The sequence below is a fragment of the Moorena sp. SIO3A2 genome, assembly GCF_010672265.1.
Classification (GTDB): domain Bacteria; phylum Cyanobacteriota; class Cyanobacteriia; order Cyanobacteriales; family Coleofasciculaceae; genus Moorena; species Moorena producens.
This window is the reverse complement of the sequence record NZ_JAAHHC010000068.1, coordinates 1-22,144: the sequence shown is the minus strand read 5'-3', so window position 1 is coordinate 22,144 and position 22,144 is coordinate 1. Positions and strand designations below refer to the sequence as shown.

Here is a 22,144-nt window from a genome sequence, read left to right as displayed (position 1 = left end):
AATGCTATATTTAGTAGCGTTTGATAGGGTTTATCATAGTTATGATGTACACAGGTTTTTTTTCCGATTCCCTGTGGGTGCATCTCACTGTCTTGATGATTTTTAACGACAAATTAAGTACATTTTCTTATCCCCCACACCCGGTCACCCCACACCTGAGGTCTTTGTAAAAAACCTACCCTTATGAGGGAGGGTGGGGAGGGTGGGAAGTGTGGGGAGGGTGGGAAGTGTGGGGAGATGGGGAGATGGGGGAAATTTTTATTAAGGGTAATTATCCTGACATGATATTACGGCAAACCAGTAGGTCAAGGCGAGGGTAGTGATAAACATGATGTCAAAGCCTCCGAGGGAAAATGCCTGGAGACTGATTCGTCGGGTTCGTTTCACATAGGTGCGCTCTTACCATTAAGAATTAAATTCGCCACGGGTCGCACCTGAGTTGCTCATGATCCTGACCCGGTGATGGCCTCACGAAAACAACATGATAAACGACGGTATCGACTGGAATTCAAAATACTTTCGTACCAGTACGTGGTTGATTAGTTTTGTCAGTCAACCAGGGTTAATTCAGTTTCCTTAGCAACACCTTATCAAATTCTCAGTTAACGGTCACTTCCTCCTCAGTTAAGACCTGCATTCTAGTAATTAAAGATAAGCAGTTAACCAATTAAGCGAATCAACCTTAGGAGGAACAAACATGAAACGTCTCGTACTTGGCAGTTTAGGCACTTTGTTGATTGCCACCGCTACCACTCCCGTCTTAGCATCGGAAATCGCTGCCAACTCCACCACCAGCCGTAACAATATTGTCGAAGTTCAACCGTTTAACCTGGTCTATCTCGGTTATCAAGGCTACTTTGCTGACCAAGGTATTCCCAGTAATGCTGCTTTCATCAGCGCTGTAAAAACCAAGAGAATTACCGCCAAAGACCTCGTAGCCAGTGCTATTGAAAGAGGAAGATTATCCCCAGAAACTATCAATGATTCTAGCTATCTGGCTCATGTAAACACTCAACTATCCAACCTGGATCGGGATTAATACTTATGTAAACATTAACTGATAGCTGAATGCTTACATAAGTTAAGACCTACATTCTAGTAATTAAAGATAAGCAGTTAACCAATTAAGCGAATCAACCCTAGGAGGAACAAAAATGAAACGTCTCGTACTTGGCAGTTTAGGCACTTTGTTGATTGCCACCGCTACCACTCCCGTCTTAGCATCGGAAATCGCTGCCAACTCCACCACCAGCCGTAACAATATTGTCGAAGTTCAACCGTTTAACCTGGTCTATCTCGGTTATCAAGGCTACTTTGCTGACCAAGGTATTCCCAGTAATGCTGCTTTCATCAGCGCTATAAAAAGCAAGAGAATTACCGCCAAAGACCTCGTAGCCAGTGCTATTGCAAGAGGAAGATTATCCCCAGAAACCATCCATGATTCTAGCTATCTGGCTCATGTGAACACTCAACTATCCAACCTGGATCGGGATTAATACTTAGGTAGCGCATATGCGCTACCTCCCAGCGTCGAAGCCTGTGCCACGCAAGCTACGCGGTCAGCTGACCGCTGTCAGCTGATTTTCTCTAGAATCAGCGCGTCACTGTTGTATACTCCAGTTGAGAGCCCTGAGCTCGATAGTGATCATCATCCTACTTTGTCTGACCGTAGAAGGATGGAAAACTCAGCTCAAGCTCAAAAAAGTTACGGTAGGGAATAGCGAAACGGAAATCCAAAAGGATCTCAAACCCTTGGAGACCTATCTGTAAGTGGGGTGTAGTTGAGTATGAAAATTATCAGCCTATTAGCTGCGATCGCAATATTTATAATCTCGGCTTGTTCCAATCAATCCGTGTCAACACCACTAACCGTCACCATGCATTTGACTGATACCAAAGGCATTGGTGAAGAGATTGGCATTGTCAAAGCAACCCAAACCGAGAAGGGTCTGCAGCTAACTTCGAATCTGTCTGGATTAACTCCTGGAGAACATGGCTTCCATGTCCATGCAAAGCCCAACTGTGGTCCAGGCCAGAAGGAAGGTAAAGTAGTTTCTGGCTTAGCTGCTGGTGGTCATTATGATCCAGAAAATACCGGCAAACATGAAGGACCATTCGGTAATGGTCATTTAGGTGATTTGCCAAGGCTAGTGGTTAATAAACAGGGTGTTGCTAAGACTCCAGTAGTAGCCCCACGGTTAAAGGTTGCTGACCTTAAGGGTCACTCTCTGATCATTCACGCTCAAGGTGACAATTATTCAGATATTCCCAAACCCTTGGGAGGGGGTGGTGCTCGAGTGGCTTGTGGTGTGATTTAGCAATAGTGTTGTGCTTTTTAGTTAACAGTAACTGATGGGGAATTTGATATTCCCCATTTCTTATTCAATCCCTAAAGACTTTTGGATCAGCTTATTATTGGTTTGAATCAGTTCTTGTTGTTCTGGCCAGAATAATGTTGGTAATTCATCTATCGGAAACCACCGCAGCTGGTAACTGAGATTTGGATCAGTAGGAGTGCCGTCAATTTGGTCAGTAATGAACAAAAAATAGTAAGTCTTTTTCCAACACTGTTTGGCAAAGTCTAATCGTTCCTTAACTCCCAGTTCAGCAATAAATTTTAGGTCATTTAAGCCCGCTTCTTCCGCAATTTCTCGCTCTGCTGCCTCTACAATAGTTTCTCCTGGTTCTACATGACCTTTCGGTAAAACGTATTCAAGTCTATTGCCTTCTTGAACTAGAGCAATGTATATCTGCTGCTCCCAACGGCGGGCAACAATACCACCAGCGGAGGTAGCCTCAGAAACTCCAGGTGGTCGTTGATACCAAGTTTCATCAATAATCATTTTTGAAGTTTCATCGAATCTCGTCTAACTTAGCACGCACTTTCTGGATATCTTGCCACATCATCCACTTTGGACTACCTGGATCTCGTTTCGGATTCCGCAGTAAGTAAGCAGGATGGAGAATTGGCATACACCACTTATGCCCTTCCCATTCCATCCAGGTGCCGCGAATTTTAGTAATGCCCTGCTTGTTACCAGTTAAGCCTTTGACCGCTGTAGCACCAGTGAAAAGAATAATTTGGGGTTCTACTAGGCGAATTTGTTCCAACAAGTAAGGTTTGCACGCCTCAATTTCATTAGGAGTAGGAGTGCGGTTACCAGGAGGTCGGCACTTGACCATATTACAAATATATACATCTTGTTCAGTATCGATTTTCACAGATGCCAAAATTTTCTCCAACAGTTTCCCTGCTCTGCCTACAAAGGGCATACCAGTCTCATCTTCTTGTTTACCCGGTCCTTCCCCAATAATCATAATTAGGGCCTTAGGGTTGCCACGTCCAATAACAGCCTTAGTGCGGGTAGCTCCTAATTCGCAGCGTTGGCAAGATTGACAGTGTTCTGTCAAGGATTCCATGGTGTCGTAAGTGCCAGCAGGAATAGGGATTTTGGCATCAGTGGGGATTAGGTCCCTTTGGACATTGTTGGGCTTTGATGGGGTTAACTCTGACTCGTCAAAAAGACTAAGTTGTTCTCCGTTGGACATGAGGACTCACAGAAATTTTTGCAGGCATAAGGCACCTTACTACTAATAGTAGATTGAGGAGATTGTGAGCAACTAATTATTACAATTCTTTCTTTTGATACAGTAATCTTGACAAAAATCAGTAATTATAATACATATCAGGCAACTTCATGCCGGAGGAAGCCATGTACACTGCCCCGCTGTTTAGCGATCGCGCTGATGCCGGTGAGCAGCTTGCTCAAGCACTTATCCCCTTGGTGAGCAGGCTGCACGCTACAGGTATTGATGCAACACCTATTGTATACGCACTACCTCGGGGGGGTATCCCAGTAGCAGCACCAGTCGCTCAAGCACTGGATTGTCCGCTAGATATTGTAGTGGCAAAAAAAATTGCTACGGTTAGCAACCCAGAATTAGCAATCGGTGCGGTGACTTCCTCCGGAGTTGTACTGTGGTCTGGGCAAAGGCGATGGCCAAACAAAAATGCTCAATGGCGGGAAATACTATTAGCTCAAGCTCAAGAAAAAGCCCAAGCTCAGCTAGCTCAACTCCAACCGGGTTGCCCGAAAACCAATCCTACTGGGGCGCTAGCGTTGCTGGTTGATGATGGCATTGCTACTGGGATGACCATAGCAGCAGCAACGGAAGCAGTAAAAGCCCACAATCCAGCACAGGTCTGGATTTGCACACCAGTGGCACCAGGAGGATTAATCAAGTGGTTATCAAAGTGGTGCGATCGCATGGTTATCTTACAAACACCAGAACCCTTTCTGAGTGTTAGCCGCTTCTACCTCAACTTTCCTCAAGTTCAAACCGAAGAAGCTCTCAGCGACTTACAGCAGCATAACAATAAGCATAACTATATTATAATATCAGAGTCCTCAGTCAACGCTAGCTTAGAGCATTAACTAGCTGCTTTAATTTATGAGACTTTGGCAGTTTTGGTGGCGAACATTAGTGCTTTCAAGCCAGTACAATCCACCAGAGTTCGTTGAATTAATGATGACCTCATTGGCAATGGCTTTACTAGCCACCTGGGGATATACCAGTGACTGGCCCTATCTGGTACTCAGTTCTAGCTTTGCCATGGGAGCAGCCGTATCCATGTGGGTAAGGGGTACAACCATGCCTTCCTCTAATTCCCGTATGGTGCAGGTCATGGCTATCCTGTTGCTCCTCTACAGCTTTTATGCTTTTTCTCACCTTTTGGATTACATTTAGACTCAAATGTGAACTGTAAATATTCTGGTGATACCGAATCCACTAACCAAATGCCATTATCAGAACAATAGAAGCTGTAACCGGCTTTGTGCATAGCTGCGGCATCAATGCTCGACCATAAAATTCATGGTTGAGGGGCTCAAAGCCGCTTTTGGTAAGCAAATAGCCGTTTTTTTATACTATTTTTAATAATAGAAAAACAGGAGCGGAACCCCTGCCATTCGGGAGGTTCAGTGAAGCGGAAAATTGACAATGAAACAGCCCTGGGTTATTGTTGGCCTTGCGCTGGAATTCAAGAAAGGAGAATTGTCCGATGGTGAAAGTAGCATTCTGGAATATAAACATGGGGAAGACTTCCTCAGAAGGCCGGAGAAGAACCTTCGACACCTGGTGTCACGAAATGAATCTTGACTTGCTTCTGTTGGAGGAAGTCGGTAACACATTCAGTCAAACAGACTTAGAAAACTTAACAGGTATGCAAGGGCTCGCGTTTGTCAACACCTTGGATAAGAATGATAACCCAACAAATAAGCAGCTATGGGCTTTGCAAAAACATGGCAATCCATATCAAGCACGAGCGCTGCGGTTTCCAGGGCTGGAACAAAAACGTATGCTCCTGAAAGTGACAAATCCAACTTGGAAAGACTTTTCACTCTGGGTGATACACGCAAATGCATCAAAAAAGGGAGGTCAGGCAGCAGTCGCAGCGGTTAAAGATCATATTTCTAAAGATAAAGGTGCGATTGTCGGTGGTGACTTTAACTATCCGATAAACTCTGTAGGTTCGGTAGCAAAACATCCATATAGTTGGCAAACAACTCCACCTGCACAAGTCTCACTAAACTTCACGCAATGGAACAAAATAGATGGTAATACTAAAGGACCAGATCCTAATCTTCATATTGTAAAAACAGGAACTGTTATTTATAAGAAAATTGATCCACATAATGTAATTGACTATGTCATGAAGGGGGCGAATCGAACCGTGAACTCTTTGCCAAATTGCGAAAATCCAACAGCTGAAACAAGATGGATCGAGATATTGAGAGAATTCGATCATTGCCCTGTTGTTTACAACATAACTTGAGAATGTCTGTTGGCGGCACTAAATTCTTATCGTAACTGAGTATATTTTAAGCTTCTGCTTCCAGTTTTTTCAGTATTTTATTGGAATAGGCACCTGCATAAGTAGGTAGGCTTAATTATCCGTAAAATAGCGATTGAAATTCAAAGTGCTGAAAACCACCTTTGATAAAGGCTTTCAGATTCATTTTTTGATTTTGAGTTTGAAAGTTGATTTATCCCCACCTACTTACATAAAGCAGGGCTCTAACATTGCTCAACTATGAATTTTAGGGTCGAGAATGAAACAGCCCTGCTACCATTCATGCATGAGGTTCAGTTAACCAAAAAATTAACAATGAAACAACCCTGCTCCTAGGAAGCAAAAAGAGGTAATAGTAAAAAAATCCTGTGTACCTGATAGCTATTAAAAACCATGTAAGTTTAAAACAGGGCTGATAAACATTACGAAAGACCGCGATGGATCGTTTTTGATACTGTCTTCATAAATTATTATCCCGATTCCCGATTCCCGATTCCCTGTTCCCGATTCCCGATTCCCGATTCCCGATTCCCTATTTCTGGAATAACTCTAGTCGATATCATCCTGTATTTCTTAATTGCAAGAGTAACCTTGAGAATATCCGAGCAATATTCCAAGCATCATCTCCTCCCCGGTGGTGAGTACCTTCCAACGGTAAATTTAGTAAATCCAAAGCTTGTGCCATACCAACTTCATGGGGCAAAGCTTGACTAATCGCAAACAAGGTCTTGATGTTGATATGTCTAGTGCCGAAGGGATATCTCAAAAAACGAGATGTACACTGTTTCTGAAATTGATTTCGATCATAATCCCCATAACTTGCCCACACTCGCCGAGCAGATAAATACTTATCCTGTAGCATTGAACACGCTTCAACAAAAGAAATTCCCTGGTCAACTTGCTCCTGGGTTAATGTAGTCAGTTTGGTACAGAATTCACTGACCCTTGAGCGTTCTGGTTTTACCAAAATACTATCTTTTTCCAGGGGCTTCCCAGAAACAACATCCAATACACAAATCCCAATTTCAATGATTTCGTTTTCTTGTCCTGGGGGTGGCTTCCCTTGCCAACAGGTGGCTTCAACATCCACAACAAGAATTTGGTCGAGTTTTTTGGACATATTAGCCTCCGGCTAGTTGACGTTTGTTGAAGGTTGAAGGTTAAAGGTTGAAGGTTGACGGTTGACGGTTGAAGGTTGGCAGGTTGAAGGTTGGCAAGTTGAAGCTTAAAGGTTGAAGGTTGAAGGTTGAAGGTTGAAGGTTGAAGGTTGAAGGTTGGTTGACGGTTGTTCACCCTTGGCATCCCTTGTAGTCTCTTTACTGGTGGGAAGGGGGAGGTATTTGGACAGACTTACTAGGGTGTCAGCCTACATTGATTGCCCAAATGCTTCCCCCCTACAAGGTTTTCAAGACGCTTTTAACTAAGTCATATACTTGTATTATAATATAATACAAGTTCTCAAGCACGTCTACTCAAGACTCAGCACTGACCACATTTATCATAGTAATGAGGTACACAAGATTTTTTCCTTGTTCCCTGCTCCCTACTCCCTGCTCCCTGCTCCCGACTCCCTCGGTGCGCTTTCCGTTGGCGAATTAAATTCGCCACGGGTCGCACCGCTCCCGACTCCCGACTCCCTTATATCAATCAAGTCTCCGGATCGGCTTGATTGATCCCACAACAATAATTAATGCTGAAAGAGCAACAATAGGGACAACTGGCAGAAAACCGAAGGTAAGACTTTTGGGAATAATCCCCAACTGAAAGCCAATCACTGCGGCTTCACCCACAAGAATCGATACAATGCAGGTTAGAGGATGAATAGTTTTGCTATACAATACTGCAATTACCGTCGGAAACAGTACTGCTAATCCGGTAAAGGCTTGGGTTGCGATCGCAGTAATCGTACCTGGGGGATTTTTGGCGATAATTAAACCAATAATTGCCAATAAAACAATCAGTACTCTACCAACAAAGGTTTGTTCTTTGAGGGAAGCGGTTTTACGGAAATAAGCAAAATAAATATCTCTGGTTAGCATGGAACTGAGGGCCAAAAGCTGGGAGTCTAAGGTTGACATCATTGCAGCTAATGCTCCCACCATCACTAAGGAGGCTAGCCAGATTGGTGTATGTTCTGTTAGCATCATCGGAAACACTTGATCAGATGCTTTTCCTGTCAGGTCAGAAAAGGAAATATGTCCCCACATTCCGATTAGCACCGGACAAATAAACATGGTAGCGCTTACCAGGGGATACATCACTACCGAAACTTTTAGAGAATTACTAGTTTTTGAAGCATAAAAGCGCATGAACATCTGGGGAAACATAGGGACACTAAGCATCCAGAGAATCATAAAGCTAAACCACTTACGATGTGTAAAAAAATTATCTATACCCTGTCGAGAAAACAATTCTGGTTTGAGGGTGTAGACAGTACGGTTAGCTTCAGCAATCCCTCCTAAACTAGAAGCAATTGCTGCCAATGCCGCTAACATTAAGGTAAACATTAAAACCCCTTGGATAACATCGGTTAGGGCAACGCTTCTCATCCCCCCCATGAACACATATAGCACGATCACAACTGTCAAAAAGGTAGCCCCTGTAAAATAGGGAATTTGTCCATTGGTTAACGTTTCAATAATATAGCCAGCTCCAATCGGTTGCAGGGTTAAGTAGGGAATGGTGAAAATTACCATAACCGCCAGAAAAATTAATTTGAGGGTATTGCTAATCCCAGGGGATACACCTGTCCTACGGAAACGGGCTTCAATCAATTCAGAAGGCGTGATTAAGCCGTGTTTGTTGCCTAAAAGCCAGACTCGATAACCGATAAAATAAAAGGTTAGTGCGATTAAGCCAGTTCCAAACCCCATCATTCCGTAATAACTCAGACCAATGCGATACCCTGATCCTGAAAATCCTAGAAAAGCGAAGGCGCTGAAATTGGTAGCAATTAGGGTAAAAAATAGGAGAATTGCTCCCATGTTACGGTCAGCTAAAAAATAATCATCAGGAGTGTTTTTTTGTTGGCGATAACCAACTAGACCTACCACAAGGGTTACTAATAAATACCCTGCCAGCACAACATAGGGAATAATCGAGTCTAGTGTCATATTTTTAACGGTCTTCCTTAGACGAAGTGTAAGCTATCAGCTATCACACCAATTAAAGTAGGGTGGGCAAAGTAATATAATCTAGAATACTCAAAAGAAGCAAACTGTTTTTGCCCACCCTACTATCAACTATCAGCTATCACACCAATTAAAGTAGGGTGGGCAAAGTAATATAATCTAGAATACTCAAAAGAAGCAAACTGTTTTTGCCCACCCTACTAATTAAAGTAGGGTGGGCAAAGTAATATAATCTAGAATACTCAAAAGAAGCAAACTGTTTTTGCCCACCCTACAAGCTAGTGTCATATTTTTAACGGTCTTCCTTAGACGAAGTTTCCCAGAAATTTACCACAAATAGTAACAACGCGACTGCGAGGAGAATTTGTAAGGCAATAAAATAGAATACCCAGGGGGGAAGATGGAGCAAGGAGAAGGAAATGTCTTGCTGCCAAGACCAGAAATCTTGGGATAGCAGGAAAATTACCGTAAAGCAGAAAAACCAGAAAAATGAGGATTTTAAAATTGGCATCAGCACTTTAGCAAAGGGAGTAGGGAGTAGGGAGTAGGGAGTAGGGAGTAGGGAATATGGCATCAAAATTATCACAATTCCTACACGGATTGCTATTACTACTCGCGACTTCTGTGAGAGCTAGATTAATGTGAATGGTAAAAGAGAGTACTAACTAAGGTATGGTAAACAATAGTGTTTCCTACTGATCAACAATTATAGGTAAGCTAGTGTCCATTTAATTTGCCTATTTTCGTGAGCAGCGCTATGTGACAAGGTTTGTCATTACCTGTTCCCTGTTCCCTGTTCCCTGTTCCGAAGCGTGCAGCGCAATAAACATTAGACTACCATAAACGGCATGGCAAATTTCCCTCATCGACCGTTAGCCGTTGATTTATTTGCTGGTGCTGGTGGTTTCTCCCTAGGGATTGAGCAGGCGGGCTTTGATGTTGCCCTCGCCGTTGAACAAGACCCAATTCATGGGGCAGTGTATGCCTTCAATTCCCCTCAAACCAAGGTTTTATGTACCGACATTGCTACCCTGTCTGGTCAAGAAATTCAGAAAGCCCTGAGGGAGTGGGGGACTGAAAGGGAGCAAAACCAACACTGTACAGAGGTTTCATCGCAGGTTTCTACCATTGATCTAGTCATTGATCTGGTCATTGGTGGACCCCCTTGTCAGGGATTCTCGTTGATCGGTAAGCGTCAAGTAGATGATGTACGCAATAATTTAGTGTTTGAGTTCTGCCGTTTGGTCAAAGAACTCCAACCACGCTACTTTGTGATGGAGAATGTTCCAGGCTTAGCTCAGAACAAATACCAACACCTGTTCGAGCAGCTAATCAGTGAGTTTAAAGCAGCTGGGTACACTATAACTGAACCAGTACAGGTCTTGAATGCAGCAGATTTTGGTGTGCCACAAAAACGGCGGCGGTTGTTTTTACTCGGTTCTAGGCTTGGGGAAGCACCAGTGGCTTATCCTTCCTCAGAACTATCCTCTCACCAATGGGTAACTGTTAAGGATGCGATCGCAGACTTGCCTAACTTAGATGATTTTCCTGAACTCCAGAAAAGCGATTGTGTTGAACTAACACCAGAACAGCTAGACCTGCTCCAAGCTTTAGCCATGCCCTATGTAGAAAAGTTACGGGATTTGATCACCGATCCTGGTAACTTTGCCTATCCCCGCCAGTGGCATCCTCAACTATTGACCAGTTCCCTGCAAACCCACCACACCGAAGGCTCGATTGAGCGGTTTAGAAACACACCCATGGGCGAGGTAGAAACTACCAGTCGCTTACGACGCTTACACTGGGATAAACCTTGCCATACCCTCAGAGCAGGTACTGGTTATAAAAACGGTCGCTACACCTCTCCTCGCCCCATTCATCCTGATTACCCACGGGTGATCTCCGTGCGAGAGGCCGCTAGACTGCACTCATTTCCAGATTGGTTTCGCTTCCACGGGACCAAATGGCATGGATTTCGACAGGTGGGGAATGCTGTACCACCACGATTAGGACGGGTTTTGGGTAAACAAATTATGACAGCGTTGGCGGTTCAACCATCAGTGCCAACCACAACTATAAAGCTCTCAGATGCCAAACTATTAACCTTTAAACAGTTACAGGCATCTAAGTATTGGAATATAGTAGTATTTATTCCTTTTCTAATCTGCTGCTTCCCTTCTCCTGTCGTTCTCTTCTCATAGAAAAGATGCTGTATATAACGACCGTCAACCCTGATCGGCTACTAGTCTGCCATCGTTGTAACTCAGATCACAGCTTAAGCCCTATCCTATCACAACAAATCTTGATCTCGAATCACTACTAGGTAGGACTTTCTCTCACAGAAGATCTCTTCAAAATTGTCGATAGTTAAAATTACAGAGATTATGTGGAGCCCATGAAATCCTTTCAAGTCATCTTCCCCAAATTCCCGGTTAAGCAAATAGCTAAGCGTATTATTCATATGCGCCAAATTACCCGCATTGACCAACAGCTCTTTATGTCAGCTTTACTAGCCAAGGCATCACTTTCACTAGAAGAGCAAACCCTAGTCCAAGAGATTTATGACGGTTTGAACCGTGGATTGATTCGAGTAGTGGAATAAACTATATCACTTCTGATCATGAGCGTCAAACCAATCAATTCTAGGGGCGCTTCCCTTGCGCCCGAACCCTGTGCGCTCTTAAACCTGTGGTTGGCAGCAAGTGATATAATTTCCCGTTGAATACTTACACTTTGGGGAAAGCAAGGCAGAGGGCATAAGGCAGAGGGCAGAAGGCAGAAGTAAAGGAGTAAGGTTTAATCTCAGAAAGTTTTTTATCACTAATTATCCGGACATGATATCAAACAACCCCCAACCTTGAATTATATCATCTGAGGATAATTAGCCTTAATACAAATTTTTCCCATCAGCTGAGCAACCGAGCAACCGAGCACCCCATCTGCTAGTAAAGAGATTCAGTTGCTAGTGGTGCGTTAGGGGAGCGCTCATTTTCCGCCTCGTAGCCAGGGTTAGGTTGCTGCCCGTAACGCACCACTAGCTCAAACAGCTTACCTAGATCCAAAAGAGATCAGTGTTGATCTCAGTTTTTGTTATGATTAAAATTTGTGAGTTGATAGTTGCATTGAACTCTGGCTGATCGTTTCTTGTCAGCCAGGTGCAACTTTTCTTAAACCCTCTGGTAACTATTGGGTATAAATCCCTAAAAATATGTATCCAAATATACAATAATTTCCCCGATAATTCTCCTCATCTCCCGACTCCCGGTAAGCATATGCGCTACGCGCACGCTACTTGAGGTGCCGTCAGCTGTCAGCTGTCAGCCATTGGCCTTTGGCTGATAGCTGATGGCTGATGGCTGACGACTCCCGATTCCCTCCTCCCGATTCCCTCCTCCCGATTCCCTCCTCCCGAATGGCAATCAAGATGGGGCAATATCTGATCAACAGGAGTCCCCCTAAACGGTTGCGCAGTCAGAATAATTGTGCCATCCTTTGCTCTGACCCAGCCTTGGGCTTCGATAATCACTTTTTTTTCTTCGGGAGGTTGAGGCTGTATCACTGAAGGTTGCTGCTGTAATTGCTGTAATGATTGTTTCCTGCTGCTGCTGGGTAAGCCAGGACGAGTTCGCCACCTCACTGTTCTGTGGGCATTAATCACCGGATCTTCTGCACTAGCTGGTAAACCGCCTTTTCCGGTAATGATAAAGGAACTCCCGCCAGCAATCCGATTATTTTCAAAGCCACAAAGGTCATTGGCCAGGATCGCTTCTGCATCTACGGGGCTTGCTGGTAATTCCGTTAAGCCTGAGGTGGGGTCTACCTGGGAGATGTTGAGGATTACATCACCGTTGAAGGATGAGCCAAGGGTGGAGGTGGCGGTGATGTCATTGTCTGGAGTTAGACGGTCTCGAAACTCTAAACCAAAGATGCCTTGGGCATTAATCTCAACACTACCTCCTGGGCCAAATTCAGCATTGGCGGTGATGTCGCTATTTCCCAGACCGACTAAGGTTTCAGTATCAATGGTGATATTGCCCCCAGTTACATTCTGGGCGTCAGTTCTAATCTTGCTTTCGTTGAGGAGTCGGATGTTACGGGAAAATAGAGTAATATTGCCTTTGTCTCCTCCTGCTGTTTCTGCTGCGATGATTCCATTGTTGTTAAGGAAGATAGAGTTGGCATTAATCTTTACCTCCCCTGCTGAATTCTCCTGTTCAAAGCTTCTAGCACTAACCGGTCCATCAGAGACAATTAACTGCCCAGTGGTAATATTCAACAACTTTCCGGCATTTCCTGTTCCTTGAGCTTGAGTAAACAAGCCACTGACAAACCGACCATCGGCTGATGTTCCAATGAGTTGAACCTTTTCGGAAGCATTCACTATCAAATTTCCACCGTCCCCTTCACCAAAAGTCCTAGCTGCAACTTGTGCTCCATCAGAGACCATTAACTGCCCAGTGGTAATCTTCAACTCTCCCGCATTTCCTGTTGCTTCCCGATTAGCTTGAGTAAACAAGCCGCTGGGAAACAGACTATCCACTGAGGTACCAATCAGTTGAACCTTTGAGTCGGCATCAACAGTCAAATTTCCCCCGTCCCCTTCACCAAAAGTGCTAGCTGAAACAATTGCTCCATCTTTGACAATTAACTGCCCAGTAGCAATATTCACATCTCCCGAATTTCCTGTCCCAAAAGTTTGAGCAAACAAGCCATTGGGAAACCGACCATCGGCTGAGGTACCAATCAGTTGAACCTTTGAGTCGGCATCCACAGTCAAATCTCCCCCGTCCCCTTCACCAAAAGTCCTAGCTGAAACAATTGCTCCATCAGAGACCATTAACTGACCAGTGGTAATACTCAAATCTCCCCCATTTCCTGTTGCTCCTGGAAAAACTCGGGCTCCCAAGAGGCTGAAATTACCATCAGCCGATACACCAATTACTCGAACAGATTCAGTGGCATTCACTATCAAATCTCCCCCCTGTCCTGAGCCCAATACATCTGTAGTTATCCTAGAACCACCCTCAAGGCTGAGGTGAGAAGCCTTAACAACTATGCGACCGCCACTTCCACTGCCGTTGGTTCTCGCAAAAACAAAAGAGCGATCGCGTAAAGTCACATTAGCCCCTTGCACCTGGATACTCCCACCACCTTCCCCACTGGTAATGACTATAGCCCTCTCAGACAAACTAATATCCTGAAACTCTTGAACTCCTGAATAATCCAACACAAAACTAGTATCTTTTGGGGTCAAGTTCACTACACTATTAGAACCAACACTCCCCAGCTCAATGCGTCCATCGGTTGCTGTTAAATTACCACCAGGAATATTAATGTCACCACCAATTAGCCCTAAGGTTTGACCATTTGGTACCTGAAACAGACTAGATTGATTAGTAATACTCCCGGGATTAGAACCATATTGCAACCCAGAGGGAATATTAATCGTCAACAACGGTTTACCATTCGGATTTTTAGCACTGAATACTGTGCCATCTTCAAACAACACACTATCAGCAGTACTCCCAAAAAATGAACCTCCAATATCCAGTATGCTATTGGGACCAAAGACAATACCGTTGGGATTGATCAAAAATAAATTAGCATTGCCCAACACTCCTAGAGTCCCCAAAATATTGGAAACATTACCTCCCGTTACCCGACTGAGGATGTTCTCAATTCCTGCTGGATTCGCAAAATAAACTCGTCCAAACTCGGCCACATTAAAATCTTGAAAGCTGTGGAATAGATTGCTTTCTCTAATCGCCCCACCTTCAATTAAATCTGCTAGGTTCCCGTTAACATCAACATTGGGCGTTACTACAGACCGTTCATTACCGACGGTATTATCTGGGGTGATTTGCCCTAATGCCGTAGTTGCAGCTAATAGAGAACACAGAACAAAGGGACTTGCTGCCACAAGTCGGTCAATCCGAGGTTTCATGTTTATCAATCAAAATGCTCCCGATTTCTCGGATTATTTCATAAAGTTGGAGTTAAGGTTTACTGATTTAACAATTATTTAAAAAGACAATAAAAATTAATAAAAATATAGCAAAGGAAACAGGGAATAAAAATTATCACAATTCCTAAACGGATTGCTATGGCGTTTTTCATAACTATAAGGTACACAGGATTTTTTCCCTGTTCCCTGCTCCCTGCTCCCTGCTCCCTGCTCCCTAAAAACCCAGAAATTTGTAAAAAATAAAGTCGCAAACCGCTATATGTAACCATTTAGCTGAGAAAAAAAATGCGATTGACCTTTGGTCACGCTAAAAGCGATCGCTAATCTAACTAGCGATCGCTAACAGTCTTGGGATGACACTTTTGTGTTAGACAAATACATCAAGTGCCTGCTCAGCAGCATCGAGATTGCCGAATACAGTCAGATTATCCTCGCCGCCAAGGATGGCTACTACGGCTTCTTGACCACTAACTGTTTCGCGACCGAAACTAATATTGCCCAAGAATTCATCAGCGAAATCAAAGGCATCCCCTGCCTCAAAGTCAGTGATTTGGTCAAAGTCCTGGAGACCGTCTTGGAAGATTTCACTGCCGAAGGCGAAGATGTCTGCACCTGAATTGCCAGTTAACAAGTCATTGCCAACCCCTCCGTTCAAGACATCATTAGCGCTACCACCAATCAGAGTATCATTGCCCTCATTACCGAAAACAGTACCGTTAACAGTGCCTGCGATCCCATCATAGGTATCATCACCACCACTGAGTAGAACATCGCCGTTGATAGTGCCTTGGTTAACAATAGTTACGTCACCCTCAGCATCCTGAACATCAATACCCACCTGAGGGCTGCCTGCAACAACACCACCGTTGATAGTGCCCCTATTAATGATTTCGCCGTTGAGTTCGACTCCGTCCTCAATCAGCAGTGCCGCATCAGTTTCTGAGGTCAAGGTGCCTTCATTGACAATATCACCATTGAAGACTGAGAGGTCAGTATTAGTACCCTGTCTGAGGCGAACAGCAGTAGCTCGGTTGTTACCCACCGGCACACCACGTCCGATCACCGTACCCCGATTAATCACACTACCTGTGACATCAGCACCGAGTTGTAGAGAAATGGCATCCCCATCATTGCCTTCACCCACATCGATCAGACCACTACTTTCGTTGACAATCGAGTAGGAAAGCGCACTCTGGTCAGTGTAAACCACACCATCCCGGGGACTGGCAGAGCTGAGAATCTGACCGAAGTTTTGAAGGCTAATATCTTGACCACCGATATTTACGGCACGACTAGCACTAGTGATAGTACCGAAATTTTGCAGCGCGCCAGAAGAGGTACCGCCATTGGCAAAGCTGACGCCGTTGAAAGCACCATCAATCGTACCGTTGTTAACGATGGTACCATTGAGTTCTACTCCCGACTCAATCAGGATACCACTATCAGTTTCTGAGATCAAAGTGCCTTCATTGACAATATCACCATTGAAGACTGAGACATCCGCTCCTCCGATGTCAGTACCCTGTCTGAGGCGAATCGCAGTAGCTTGGTTGTTACCCACCGGCACACCACGTCCGGTCACCGTACCTTGATTAACCACACTGCCTGTGACATTAGCACCGAGTTGTAGAGAAATGGCATCTCCATCATTCCCCTCACCCACATCAATTACAGCATCAGGACCATTGAAAATATCATAGGATGTAGCGGTCTGGTCAGCGTAAACGACACCATCCCTCGGACTGGCAGAGGAGATAATCTGGGCTAAGTTATCAACCTTGATGTTCTGACCACCGATGTTGACGGGACGACTATCACTGGTAATCAAGCCTTGGTTGGTTAATGTGCCAGAAGAAACACCACCATTAACGAAGTTGACACCATTGAAGCTACCATCAATTGTGCCTGTTTCTGCGTTAAAGATGCTGGCATTAGTGCCAGTGATATCAACAGCACTACCATCAACATCCAATGTACCGAATACGGTTAAAGAATCCCCTACTCCGGGTAGTATTACTGGCTCGGTTAGAGTTTCTCCAGTGGGAATAAAAGTGTTTGACATGAAAGTTCCTCCGAATGCAAGTGAATTAAGTTGAGAGTGGAAGTAAACACTGGTCTACCGGCAATAGACCAGTGTAATGTTTTTAACCTCAGGCAAACATTGACCCTTAGGCAAAAACCATAGGTTTTAACAGGGCATTAGCGCTTTTGTCTAGTCGCTAAGGTGTCTATATTTCTACAATGGCATTCGGATCAGAGCCTAATGTCTCAGTTTTTGTATCAGTTTTTTAGCTCAGTTATTTTAACTAGGTTTAGTTGTATAATTTTTTTCATACTTAGCCCAGGGTGAGCTTATATTTTTCTCAGACTAATCTCAGGTTGAGCCATCAACCGATGAAATTAATCCTATTCAGAGGCGCTATATAGCATAAGTTGGAATAATAGTTGTCTCAGTTTTTGTCTCAGTTGTCTCAGTTTTGCTTTTTTTCTCAGTTTTGCTTCAGTTTTGCTTCATTTATAAAGTAATTCCTATCACATTTGGCTTAACAAGCGTGTTATTCTCCCATCACCCCATTAACCTACAGTCTTAATTTCAATCATTTAGCCTATCTACTTTAGTGATAGTGCTTAATTTTCGGCTGTTACCCCGGATCGGGTAATCAGTTAACGAAGGTGTGATCTGGTTTATAGGTTTTATAAATCAGATGTAAACATAGGAGGTCTTTTTTTATTCTCCAATAAAACTCCGGATATCTTTCCCCTCTTGCCTTTTACCTCTTACATGCATGCCTTTTCCGGCAATAATTTTGTTTACAACCAAGATATAAACCCGCTGATCGGTTGTTAAACAATTTGTAAGCATATGCGCTACGCGCACGCTACGTGAACAGCCGTCAGCCGTGAGCTTTTAGCTCACGCTACTTGAGGTGCCGTCTGCTTTGTGGCACAGGCTAGAAACCTGTGACGTAGCTCATAAGCTGAATGCTGATAGCTGAATGCTGATATCTGAATGCTGATATCTGAATGCTGATATCTGAATGCTGATATCTGAATGCTGATAGCTGAATGCTGATAGCTGAATGCTAATAGCTGAATGCTTACGGTTAGTCAGCTAGACACCGCTCCACTCACAGCTAGGGAGAGTTGGTTTGGTGAAGACCAAGCTTTTATTGTGGTGCATTGCAACCACAACGTTTTCTGATGGCTGCTTCTACTTAATCGGTGATCAAGGTCAGCAATTGGAATTCAGTGATGAGGATAGCTCAAAGTTATGTCTATTTTTATGATCGGCACCCAACGCTCAGGCTCTAATTTATTGCGCCTGATGTTGAATCAGATTGGTGATCTCGCTGCTCCCCACTCCCCTCACATATTGCAGCGGATGATGCCATTACTACCTAGCTATGGGGATTTGAGTCAAACGGACACCTTTACCCTCTTAGTCAATGATGTGTGTCGTTTAGTGGAACTCAATCCCGTTCCTTGGGAGGGTGTGAATTTAGATACAAAGGAAGTCATTTCCCTTTGCCGAGAGCGGTCTTTGGTGGCGATATTTGCCTCTGTTTACGATATTATGGCACAAACTTGGGGAGCACAGCAATGGTGTTGCAAAAGTTTAGCCAACGTTTACTACCTGCCAGAGATTACCGCTTACTTGGAAAACGCTAAATTTATCTATTTGTACCGGGATGGTCGAGATGTGGCGGTTTCTTTTAAAAAGGCAGTGGTTGGGGAAAAGCACTTCTACCATATTGCTCAAGAATGGGCAAAAGCCCAGGGTTTAGCACTCCAGATGCGCTCTCGCCTAAGTCCCGAGAGGTTTTTCAGTATCAGTTATGAAACCCTAATCAGCTCTCCTGAGACTACCCTGCAGGATCTGTGTAATTTTCTTGGCGTCCACTATACTCCTGAGATTCTGGATTTCCATCAATCCCAGGAAGCCTCGAATGCTGCCACTTCTAGCTCCCTATGGAGTAATGTCACGCAACCTGTAATTAAGCAAAACACTAAGAAGTTTCTCCAGGAAGCTACGGATGAGGAAATCCTGATTTTTGAATTGGTGGCGGGAGATGTACTTGATGCTCTCGGTTACGAACGGGTTGGAATTCTTAAAGGCAAAGAAATCAAATTCAGCAGCAGTGCGATCGCTAAATTTAATGCGATTAACCAAAGCTTAAAAGCAGAGGCACGCCAAACGATGGATCCTGAGGACTTAAAGCGACGGGATCGCCAAGCCACTCTGCTCAAAGAGATTAAAGCACGTCAGACCGTAGTGGCTTAAAGAACTGACTATGTTAAAAAAACTGCATGTAAACTCGGCAAATTCCGAGTCGGTATCCCTTTGGTTTCTGTTCTGGAACTTTTTCAAGATCGGAAGTACAGCCTTTGGCGGTTTCATGGCTCTGATTTCCGTGGTGGAGAATCGGATGGTGCGGCGGAACAAACTCCTCACCCATGAAGATATGCTAGACAGCATTTCCTTAGCCACTGTTTTACCTGGTCCAGTTGCTGCTAATGTAGTAGCCTATGTGGGCTATCGCTTGGGGAGGACTAATGGGGCTGTAGTCAGTGCCATCGGTGTGTTGCTCCCTTCTTTTATTCTGGTAATTGGTCTAACCATTGCTTATCTCCAGGCCGGGGAAATTCCAGCACTTCAAAAAGCCTTTGCGGGATTTATTCCTGCGGTGGCGGCGATTATCTTGAGTGCCGCCAGGCGCATGAGCAAAAAAGCGATCAAAGGCTGGCGGGAACTACTGATTGCTTTAATAGCGGCAGTCCTACTCAAGGTAGTAGGAGGATTCTACATTACTGTGCTAGTGGTGGTGGGTTCTGGATTGCTAGGATGGTTTTGGTTACGTGACACTAAGCAGTCGGGACAGGAGAGTTCTCAAGCTCAACCGATTCAGGAGTCAATTGAGGGGATTTCCTGGCTGAAGCTCTCAGTCACCTTCGTGATCCTCCTGAGTTTTCTGTTGCTTTCTCTGATTCCCCTACCCTTTTTGGGGGAAACCAGCCTCGGGAAACTATTCGTGACATTTTCCGGAATGAGCCTGATGCTATTTGGTGGAGGCTACGTGTTCATTCCCCTGATTCAAGAAGTGGTAGTGAATACTTATGGTTGGGTGACTCAGACAGAATTTGCTAATGCGATCGCAATCGGGCAAATTACTCCTGGACCAATTCTGATCAGCGCTGCCTTCATCGGTTATGTGGTGAAAGGGATTTCGGGAGCAATAGTAGCAACAGTAGGGATTTTCTTACCACCAGGACTGCTGATGGTAACCTGTTCCCACTTATTGAAACATATCAAAGAATCTACAGTCATTCAGGCGGCGCTCACAGGAATTCGTCCTGCCGTGATTGGCATGATCATTACCGCTGCTATTGTAGTAGCTGGGAGTGCTGAATTTCATGTTGGCAGCCTGGTGATCTTTGCCGCAGCCTTAGTTGCCATGTGGCGGTTCCGCGTGAAGGTGCTGTTGATTATCCCGATTGCTGGAATTTTCGGCTTAGTACTTTACTCAATCTAGAATGGGTTGCTATAGCAAAGGGAACAGCGGATCACCGGAACAGGGAACAGCGGATCACCTCCCTTAAAAATCTTTAAGACCCTGTAGGGTGGGCAAGAGGTGATCACAGATAAGCTGTACTGAAAACTCTAGGACTTTTGCCCACCAAAAAGCCAAGCTACCCACAGTTAATCCTGGTGGGCAAGGTGATTCGTCAACCCAACCGCTCCCATTGATTTCCCCTTGCCCACCCTACAAAACTCCCTACTCCCTACTCCCTACTCCCTACTCCCTACTCCCTACTCCCTGTTCCCTGTTCCCAGAATTCCTAAACGGATCCCTATTAGCATCCCAACTTTTTAGCCTCAAGGTTTCAATCAGCTTATCCAGGGAGCCATAATCCTCTGCCGGTAAAAACTTATCTATGTTAGCAGCTGCCAGGGCTGGATGGTTCGGCGGGATATTTAGAAGCGCTTCGGTCACTGCTGCGACTAATTGCGGGTCAGTACCCTTAACCGCAGCAATCGGCCACTCGGGATAGAGCTCGGTGGTATGAGTATAGAAGAATTCGTCCTTAGCCGACTCTAGGATTCTCAGCTGTTCCAGGTTTTCCAGCAAGCCTTGGTTGACCATCTTTTCTAATTGACATGTACGGATAAACCCAACATCAATTTTGCCGTTGACTACATCAAGCACGATCTGGTCTTGTGATTTGTTTTCCACAAAACTGCTGAAGTCCAGGAACGGGTCAATACCATGTTGAAGCAGATGATAGATTTGGAAAATGCAGCCAGCCGCCGCCGTTTGAAAAGCCACGCAGGCTGCCTTCTTACCCCGCAGATCCTTCAGCTTGTAGATATTGCTATCGCTTCTGACGATGATCAGACCACCAAATTTTGTACCCACCTGAGGTCGAGAGTGGGTAAGTAGAAACTCCGTATCGTAGAGCCGACGGATTTGCACAGCTGCCAGAGGATTGTTGGTGGTAAAGTGCAAATTACCTTGGGCTACTTCAATGAATTGACTTTCTTGGGTAACAGGTACTAAGGAGAAAGGGCGATTAATCACCCCAGAGAGGTAGTTTAGGAGTGGCTGATACCGTTGTTTGACAGAATCCACGCTATCAATGATAAGCACACCCACCCGGACAGTATTGTCCGACACTTGTTGATGGGAAGTATCAACGGGTATCACTGATGGGTTTGCAGAATTTTTATTCTCGCAGGCGGTAAGCCCTAGGATAATAGCAATAGATACACCAGTCAACAGATGAATTATTGTCTGTTGATAACTTATTGAGTTAACTATATTTTTAACCATCAAAACCGATTAAATTCTTTAAGAAAAATAATCATAAAAATAATTTAAACTAGATCTTATTTTTTTCTTGACAAGAGTTATTTCACCTGATGGATACTTTGATAAAGTTTCGATAAAGTTTTAGACATACCCTAGCCAGCCTTAGTTTTTACTGTCAGCAGTTACGAGTATACACAAGACTGCCGAAAAAATATACCTGTAGAGTTAGCCATGACTATAGCGCTTTTTATCCTCATGAGGTACACATATTTTTTTACCTCTTCCCTCTTCCCTCTTCCGAAGTCCCTGCTCCCTGCTCCGAAGTCCCTAAAACCTTAGGTGCGCTTGACCTTGGCGAATTAAATTCGCCAAGGTCAAGCGCACA

Annotated in this window: 20 protein-coding genes; 11 read left to right on the top strand and 9 right to left on the bottom strand. The window is 44.4% G+C overall.

Features of this window, described 5'->3' with window-relative positions:
• The first annotated feature begins 697 nt into the window (after positions 1–697).
• From F6K64_RS34680 to sodC, 4 genes are all read left to right on the top strand, one after another.
• The gene (locus F6K64_RS34680) at positions 698–1,039 is read left to right on the top strand and encodes a hypothetical protein (protein WP_008186367.1); all 342 of its coding nucleotides are present in this window, start codon (positions 698–700) and stop codon (positions 1,037–1,039) included.
• Between the two features lie 115 nt (positions 1,040–1,154).
• Positions 1,155–1,496: a hypothetical protein gene (locus F6K64_RS34675; protein WP_008186364.1), complete on the top strand. Its 342-nt coding sequence runs from the start codon at positions 1,155–1,157 to the stop codon at positions 1,494–1,496.
• Positions 1,497–1,641: 145 nt separating this feature from the next.
• The gene (locus tag F6K64_RS34670) at positions 1,642–1,770 is read left to right on the top strand and encodes a hypothetical protein (RefSeq protein WP_267872058.1); all 129 of its coding nucleotides are present in this window, start codon (positions 1,642–1,644) and stop codon (positions 1,768–1,770) included.
• A gap of 17 nt (positions 1,771–1,787) precedes the next feature.
• Positions 1,788–2,318 carry a superoxide dismutase [Cu-Zn] SodC gene (gene sodC / locus F6K64_RS34665; RefSeq protein ID WP_287251092.1) on the top strand — a complete coding sequence of 177 codons (531 nt, stop codon included), beginning with the start codon at positions 1,788–1,790 and terminating at the stop codon, positions 2,316–2,318.
• Between the two features lie 60 nt (positions 2,319–2,378).
• Here the strand turns inward: sodC and F6K64_RS34660 are convergent, their stop codons facing one another.
• Positions 2,379–2,843: an NUDIX domain-containing protein gene (locus tag F6K64_RS34660; protein WP_008186360.1), complete on the bottom strand. Its 465-nt coding sequence runs from the start codon at positions 2,841–2,843 to the stop codon at positions 2,379–2,381.
• A gap of 10 nt (positions 2,844–2,853) precedes the next feature.
• Entirely contained in the window at positions 2,854–3,549 is a 696-nt protein-coding gene (locus F6K64_RS34655; protein WP_008186358.1) for a uracil-DNA glycosylase, read from the bottom strand.
• A 164-nt stretch (positions 3,550–3,713) separates the two neighbouring features.
• Here F6K64_RS34655 and F6K64_RS34650 point away from each other — a divergent pair, with 164 nt between their 5' ends.
• From F6K64_RS34650 to F6K64_RS34640, 3 genes are all read left to right on the top strand, one after another.
• The gene (locus F6K64_RS34650; protein WP_044493815.1) at positions 3,714–4,436 is read left to right on the top strand and encodes a phosphoribosyltransferase; all 723 of its coding nucleotides are present in this window, start codon (positions 3,714–3,716) and stop codon (positions 4,434–4,436) included.
• A 16-nt stretch (positions 4,437–4,452) separates the two neighbouring features.
• Positions 4,453–4,749 carry a hypothetical protein gene (locus tag F6K64_RS34645; RefSeq protein WP_008186354.1) on the top strand — a complete coding sequence of 99 codons (297 nt, stop codon included), beginning with the start codon at positions 4,453–4,455 and terminating at the stop codon, positions 4,747–4,749.
• Between the two features lie 313 nt (positions 4,750–5,062).
• Positions 5,063–5,836 carry an endonuclease/exonuclease/phosphatase family protein gene (locus F6K64_RS34640; RefSeq protein ID WP_287263728.1) on the top strand — a complete coding sequence of 258 codons (774 nt, stop codon included), beginning with the start codon at positions 5,063–5,065 and terminating at the stop codon, positions 5,834–5,836.
• Positions 5,837–6,413: 577 nt separating this feature from the next.
• Here F6K64_RS34640 and F6K64_RS34635 read toward each other — a convergent pair.
• From F6K64_RS34635 to F6K64_RS34620, 4 genes are all read right to left on the bottom strand, one after another.
• Complete coding sequence (locus F6K64_RS34635) at positions 6,414–6,974, bottom strand: 3'-5' exonuclease (protein WP_008182882.1); 561 nt, start codon at positions 6,972–6,974, stop codon at positions 6,414–6,416.
• A gap of 359 nt (positions 6,975–7,333) precedes the next feature.
• On the bottom strand, positions 7,334–7,462 hold the full coding sequence (locus tag F6K64_RS34630) for a hypothetical protein (protein WP_267872020.1): 129 nt from the start codon (positions 7,460–7,462) through the stop codon (positions 7,334–7,336).
• A 35-nt stretch (positions 7,463–7,497) separates the two neighbouring features.
• On the bottom strand, positions 7,498–8,967 hold the full coding sequence (locus F6K64_RS34625) for a sodium/pantothenate symporter (RefSeq protein ID WP_287251102.1): 1,470 nt from the start codon (positions 8,965–8,967) through the stop codon (positions 7,498–7,500).
• 310 nt (positions 8,968–9,277) lie between these two features.
• Entirely contained in the window at positions 9,278–9,571 is a 294-nt protein-coding gene (locus F6K64_RS34620) for a hypothetical protein (RefSeq protein ID WP_229414710.1), read from the bottom strand.
• Positions 9,572–9,833: 262 nt separating this feature from the next.
• On the opposite strand from F6K64_RS34620, the gene F6K64_RS34615 reads away from it, so the two are divergent.
• Complete coding sequence (locus F6K64_RS34615) at positions 9,834–11,186, top strand: DNA cytosine methyltransferase (RefSeq protein WP_008188218.1); 1,353 nt, start codon at positions 9,834–9,836, stop codon at positions 11,184–11,186.
• Positions 11,187–11,380: 194 nt separating this feature from the next.
• Positions 11,381–11,587, top strand: coding sequence for a hypothetical protein (locus F6K64_RS34610; protein ID WP_008188216.1), 207 nt, complete (start codon positions 11,381–11,383; stop codon positions 11,585–11,587).
• Positions 11,588–12,295: 708 nt separating this feature from the next.
• Here F6K64_RS34610 and F6K64_RS34605 read toward each other — a convergent pair.
• Both F6K64_RS34605 and F6K64_RS34600 read right to left on the bottom strand, forming a co-directional pair.
• A complete protein-coding gene (locus F6K64_RS34605) occupies positions 12,296–14,929 on the bottom strand; it encodes a beta strand repeat-containing protein (protein WP_008188214.1) in 2,634 nt (877 codons plus the stop codon).
• Between the two features lie 388 nt (positions 14,930–15,317).
• On the bottom strand, positions 15,318–17,012 hold the full coding sequence (locus F6K64_RS34600; RefSeq protein WP_008188212.1) for a beta strand repeat-containing protein: 1,695 nt from the start codon (positions 17,010–17,012) through the stop codon (positions 15,318–15,320).
• Between the two features lie 1,209 nt (positions 17,013–18,221).
• Between F6K64_RS34600 and F6K64_RS34595 the strand changes: the two genes are divergently transcribed.
• Positions 18,222–19,232 carry a sulfotransferase family protein gene (locus tag F6K64_RS34595; protein WP_044494777.1) on the top strand — a complete coding sequence of 337 codons (1,011 nt, stop codon included), beginning with the start codon at positions 18,222–18,224 and terminating at the stop codon, positions 19,230–19,232.
• Between the two features lie 10 nt (positions 19,233–19,242).
• Entirely contained in the window at positions 19,243–20,481 is a 1,239-nt protein-coding gene (chrA, locus tag F6K64_RS34590) for a chromate efflux transporter (protein ID WP_008188210.1), read from the top strand.
• 264 nt (positions 20,482–20,745) lie between these two features.
• Here chrA and F6K64_RS34585 read toward each other — a convergent pair whose 3' ends face one another.
• Positions 20,746–21,780 carry a phosphate/phosphite/phosphonate ABC transporter substrate-binding protein gene (locus F6K64_RS34585; protein WP_008188209.1) on the bottom strand — a complete coding sequence of 345 codons (1,035 nt, stop codon included), beginning with the start codon at positions 21,778–21,780 and terminating at the stop codon, positions 20,746–20,748.
• Between the last annotated feature and the right edge of the window lie 364 nt (positions 21,781–22,144).

What these genes read in the sequence shown, in the direction of transcription:
- F6K64_RS34680 (WP_008186367.1), top strand. Translation starts at nt 698, where the DNA reads ATGAAACGTCTCGTACTTGGCAGTTTAGGCACTTTGTTGATTGCCACC.
- F6K64_RS34675 (WP_008186364.1), top strand. Translation starts at nt 1,155, where the DNA reads ATGAAACGTCTCGTACTTGGCAGTTTAGGCACTTTGTTGATTGCCACC.
- sodC (WP_287251092.1), top strand. Translation starts at nt 1,788, where the DNA reads ATGAAAATTATCAGCCTATTAGCTGCGATCGCAATATTTATAATCTCG.
- F6K64_RS34660 (WP_008186360.1), bottom strand. Translation starts at nt 2,843, where the DNA reads ATGATTATTGATGAAACTTGGTATCAACGACCACCTGGAGTTTCTGAG.
- F6K64_RS34655 (WP_008186358.1), bottom strand. Translation starts at nt 3,549, where the DNA reads ATGTCCAACGGAGAACAACTTAGTCTTTTTGACGAGTCAGAGTTAACC.
- F6K64_RS34650 (WP_044493815.1), top strand. Translation starts at nt 3,714, where the DNA reads ATGTACACTGCCCCGCTGTTTAGCGATCGCGCTGATGCCGGTGAGCAG.
- F6K64_RS34645 (WP_008186354.1), top strand. Translation starts at nt 4,453, where the DNA reads ATGAGACTTTGGCAGTTTTGGTGGCGAACATTAGTGCTTTCAAGCCAG.
- F6K64_RS34640 (WP_287263728.1), top strand. Translation starts at nt 5,063, where the DNA reads ATGGTGAAAGTAGCATTCTGGAATATAAACATGGGGAAGACTTCCTCA.
- F6K64_RS34635 (WP_008182882.1), bottom strand. Translation starts at nt 6,974, where the DNA reads ATGTCCAAAAAACTCGACCAAATTCTTGTTGTGGATGTTGAAGCCACC.
- F6K64_RS34625 (WP_287251102.1), bottom strand. Translation starts at nt 8,967, where the DNA reads ATGACACTAGACTCGATTATTCCCTATGTTGTGCTGGCAGGGTATTTA.
- F6K64_RS34615 (WP_008188218.1), top strand. Translation starts at nt 9,834, where the DNA reads ATGGCAAATTTCCCTCATCGACCGTTAGCCGTTGATTTATTTGCTGGT.
- F6K64_RS34610 (WP_008188216.1), top strand. Translation starts at nt 11,381, where the DNA reads ATGAAATCCTTTCAAGTCATCTTCCCCAAATTCCCGGTTAAGCAAATA.
- F6K64_RS34605 (WP_008188214.1), bottom strand. Translation starts at nt 14,929, where the DNA reads ATGAAACCTCGGATTGACCGACTTGTGGCAGCAAGTCCCTTTGTTCTG.
- F6K64_RS34600 (WP_008188212.1), bottom strand. Translation starts at nt 17,012, where the DNA reads ATGTCAAACACTTTTATTCCCACTGGAGAAACTCTAACCGAGCCAGTA.
- F6K64_RS34595 (WP_044494777.1), top strand. Translation starts at nt 18,222, where the DNA reads ATGTCTATTTTTATGATCGGCACCCAACGCTCAGGCTCTAATTTATTG.
- chrA (WP_008188210.1), top strand. Translation starts at nt 19,243, where the DNA reads ATGTTAAAAAAACTGCATGTAAACTCGGCAAATTCCGAGTCGGTATCC.
- F6K64_RS34585 (WP_008188209.1), bottom strand. Translation starts at nt 21,780, where the DNA reads ATGGTTAAAAATATAGTTAACTCAATAAGTTATCAACAGACAATAATT.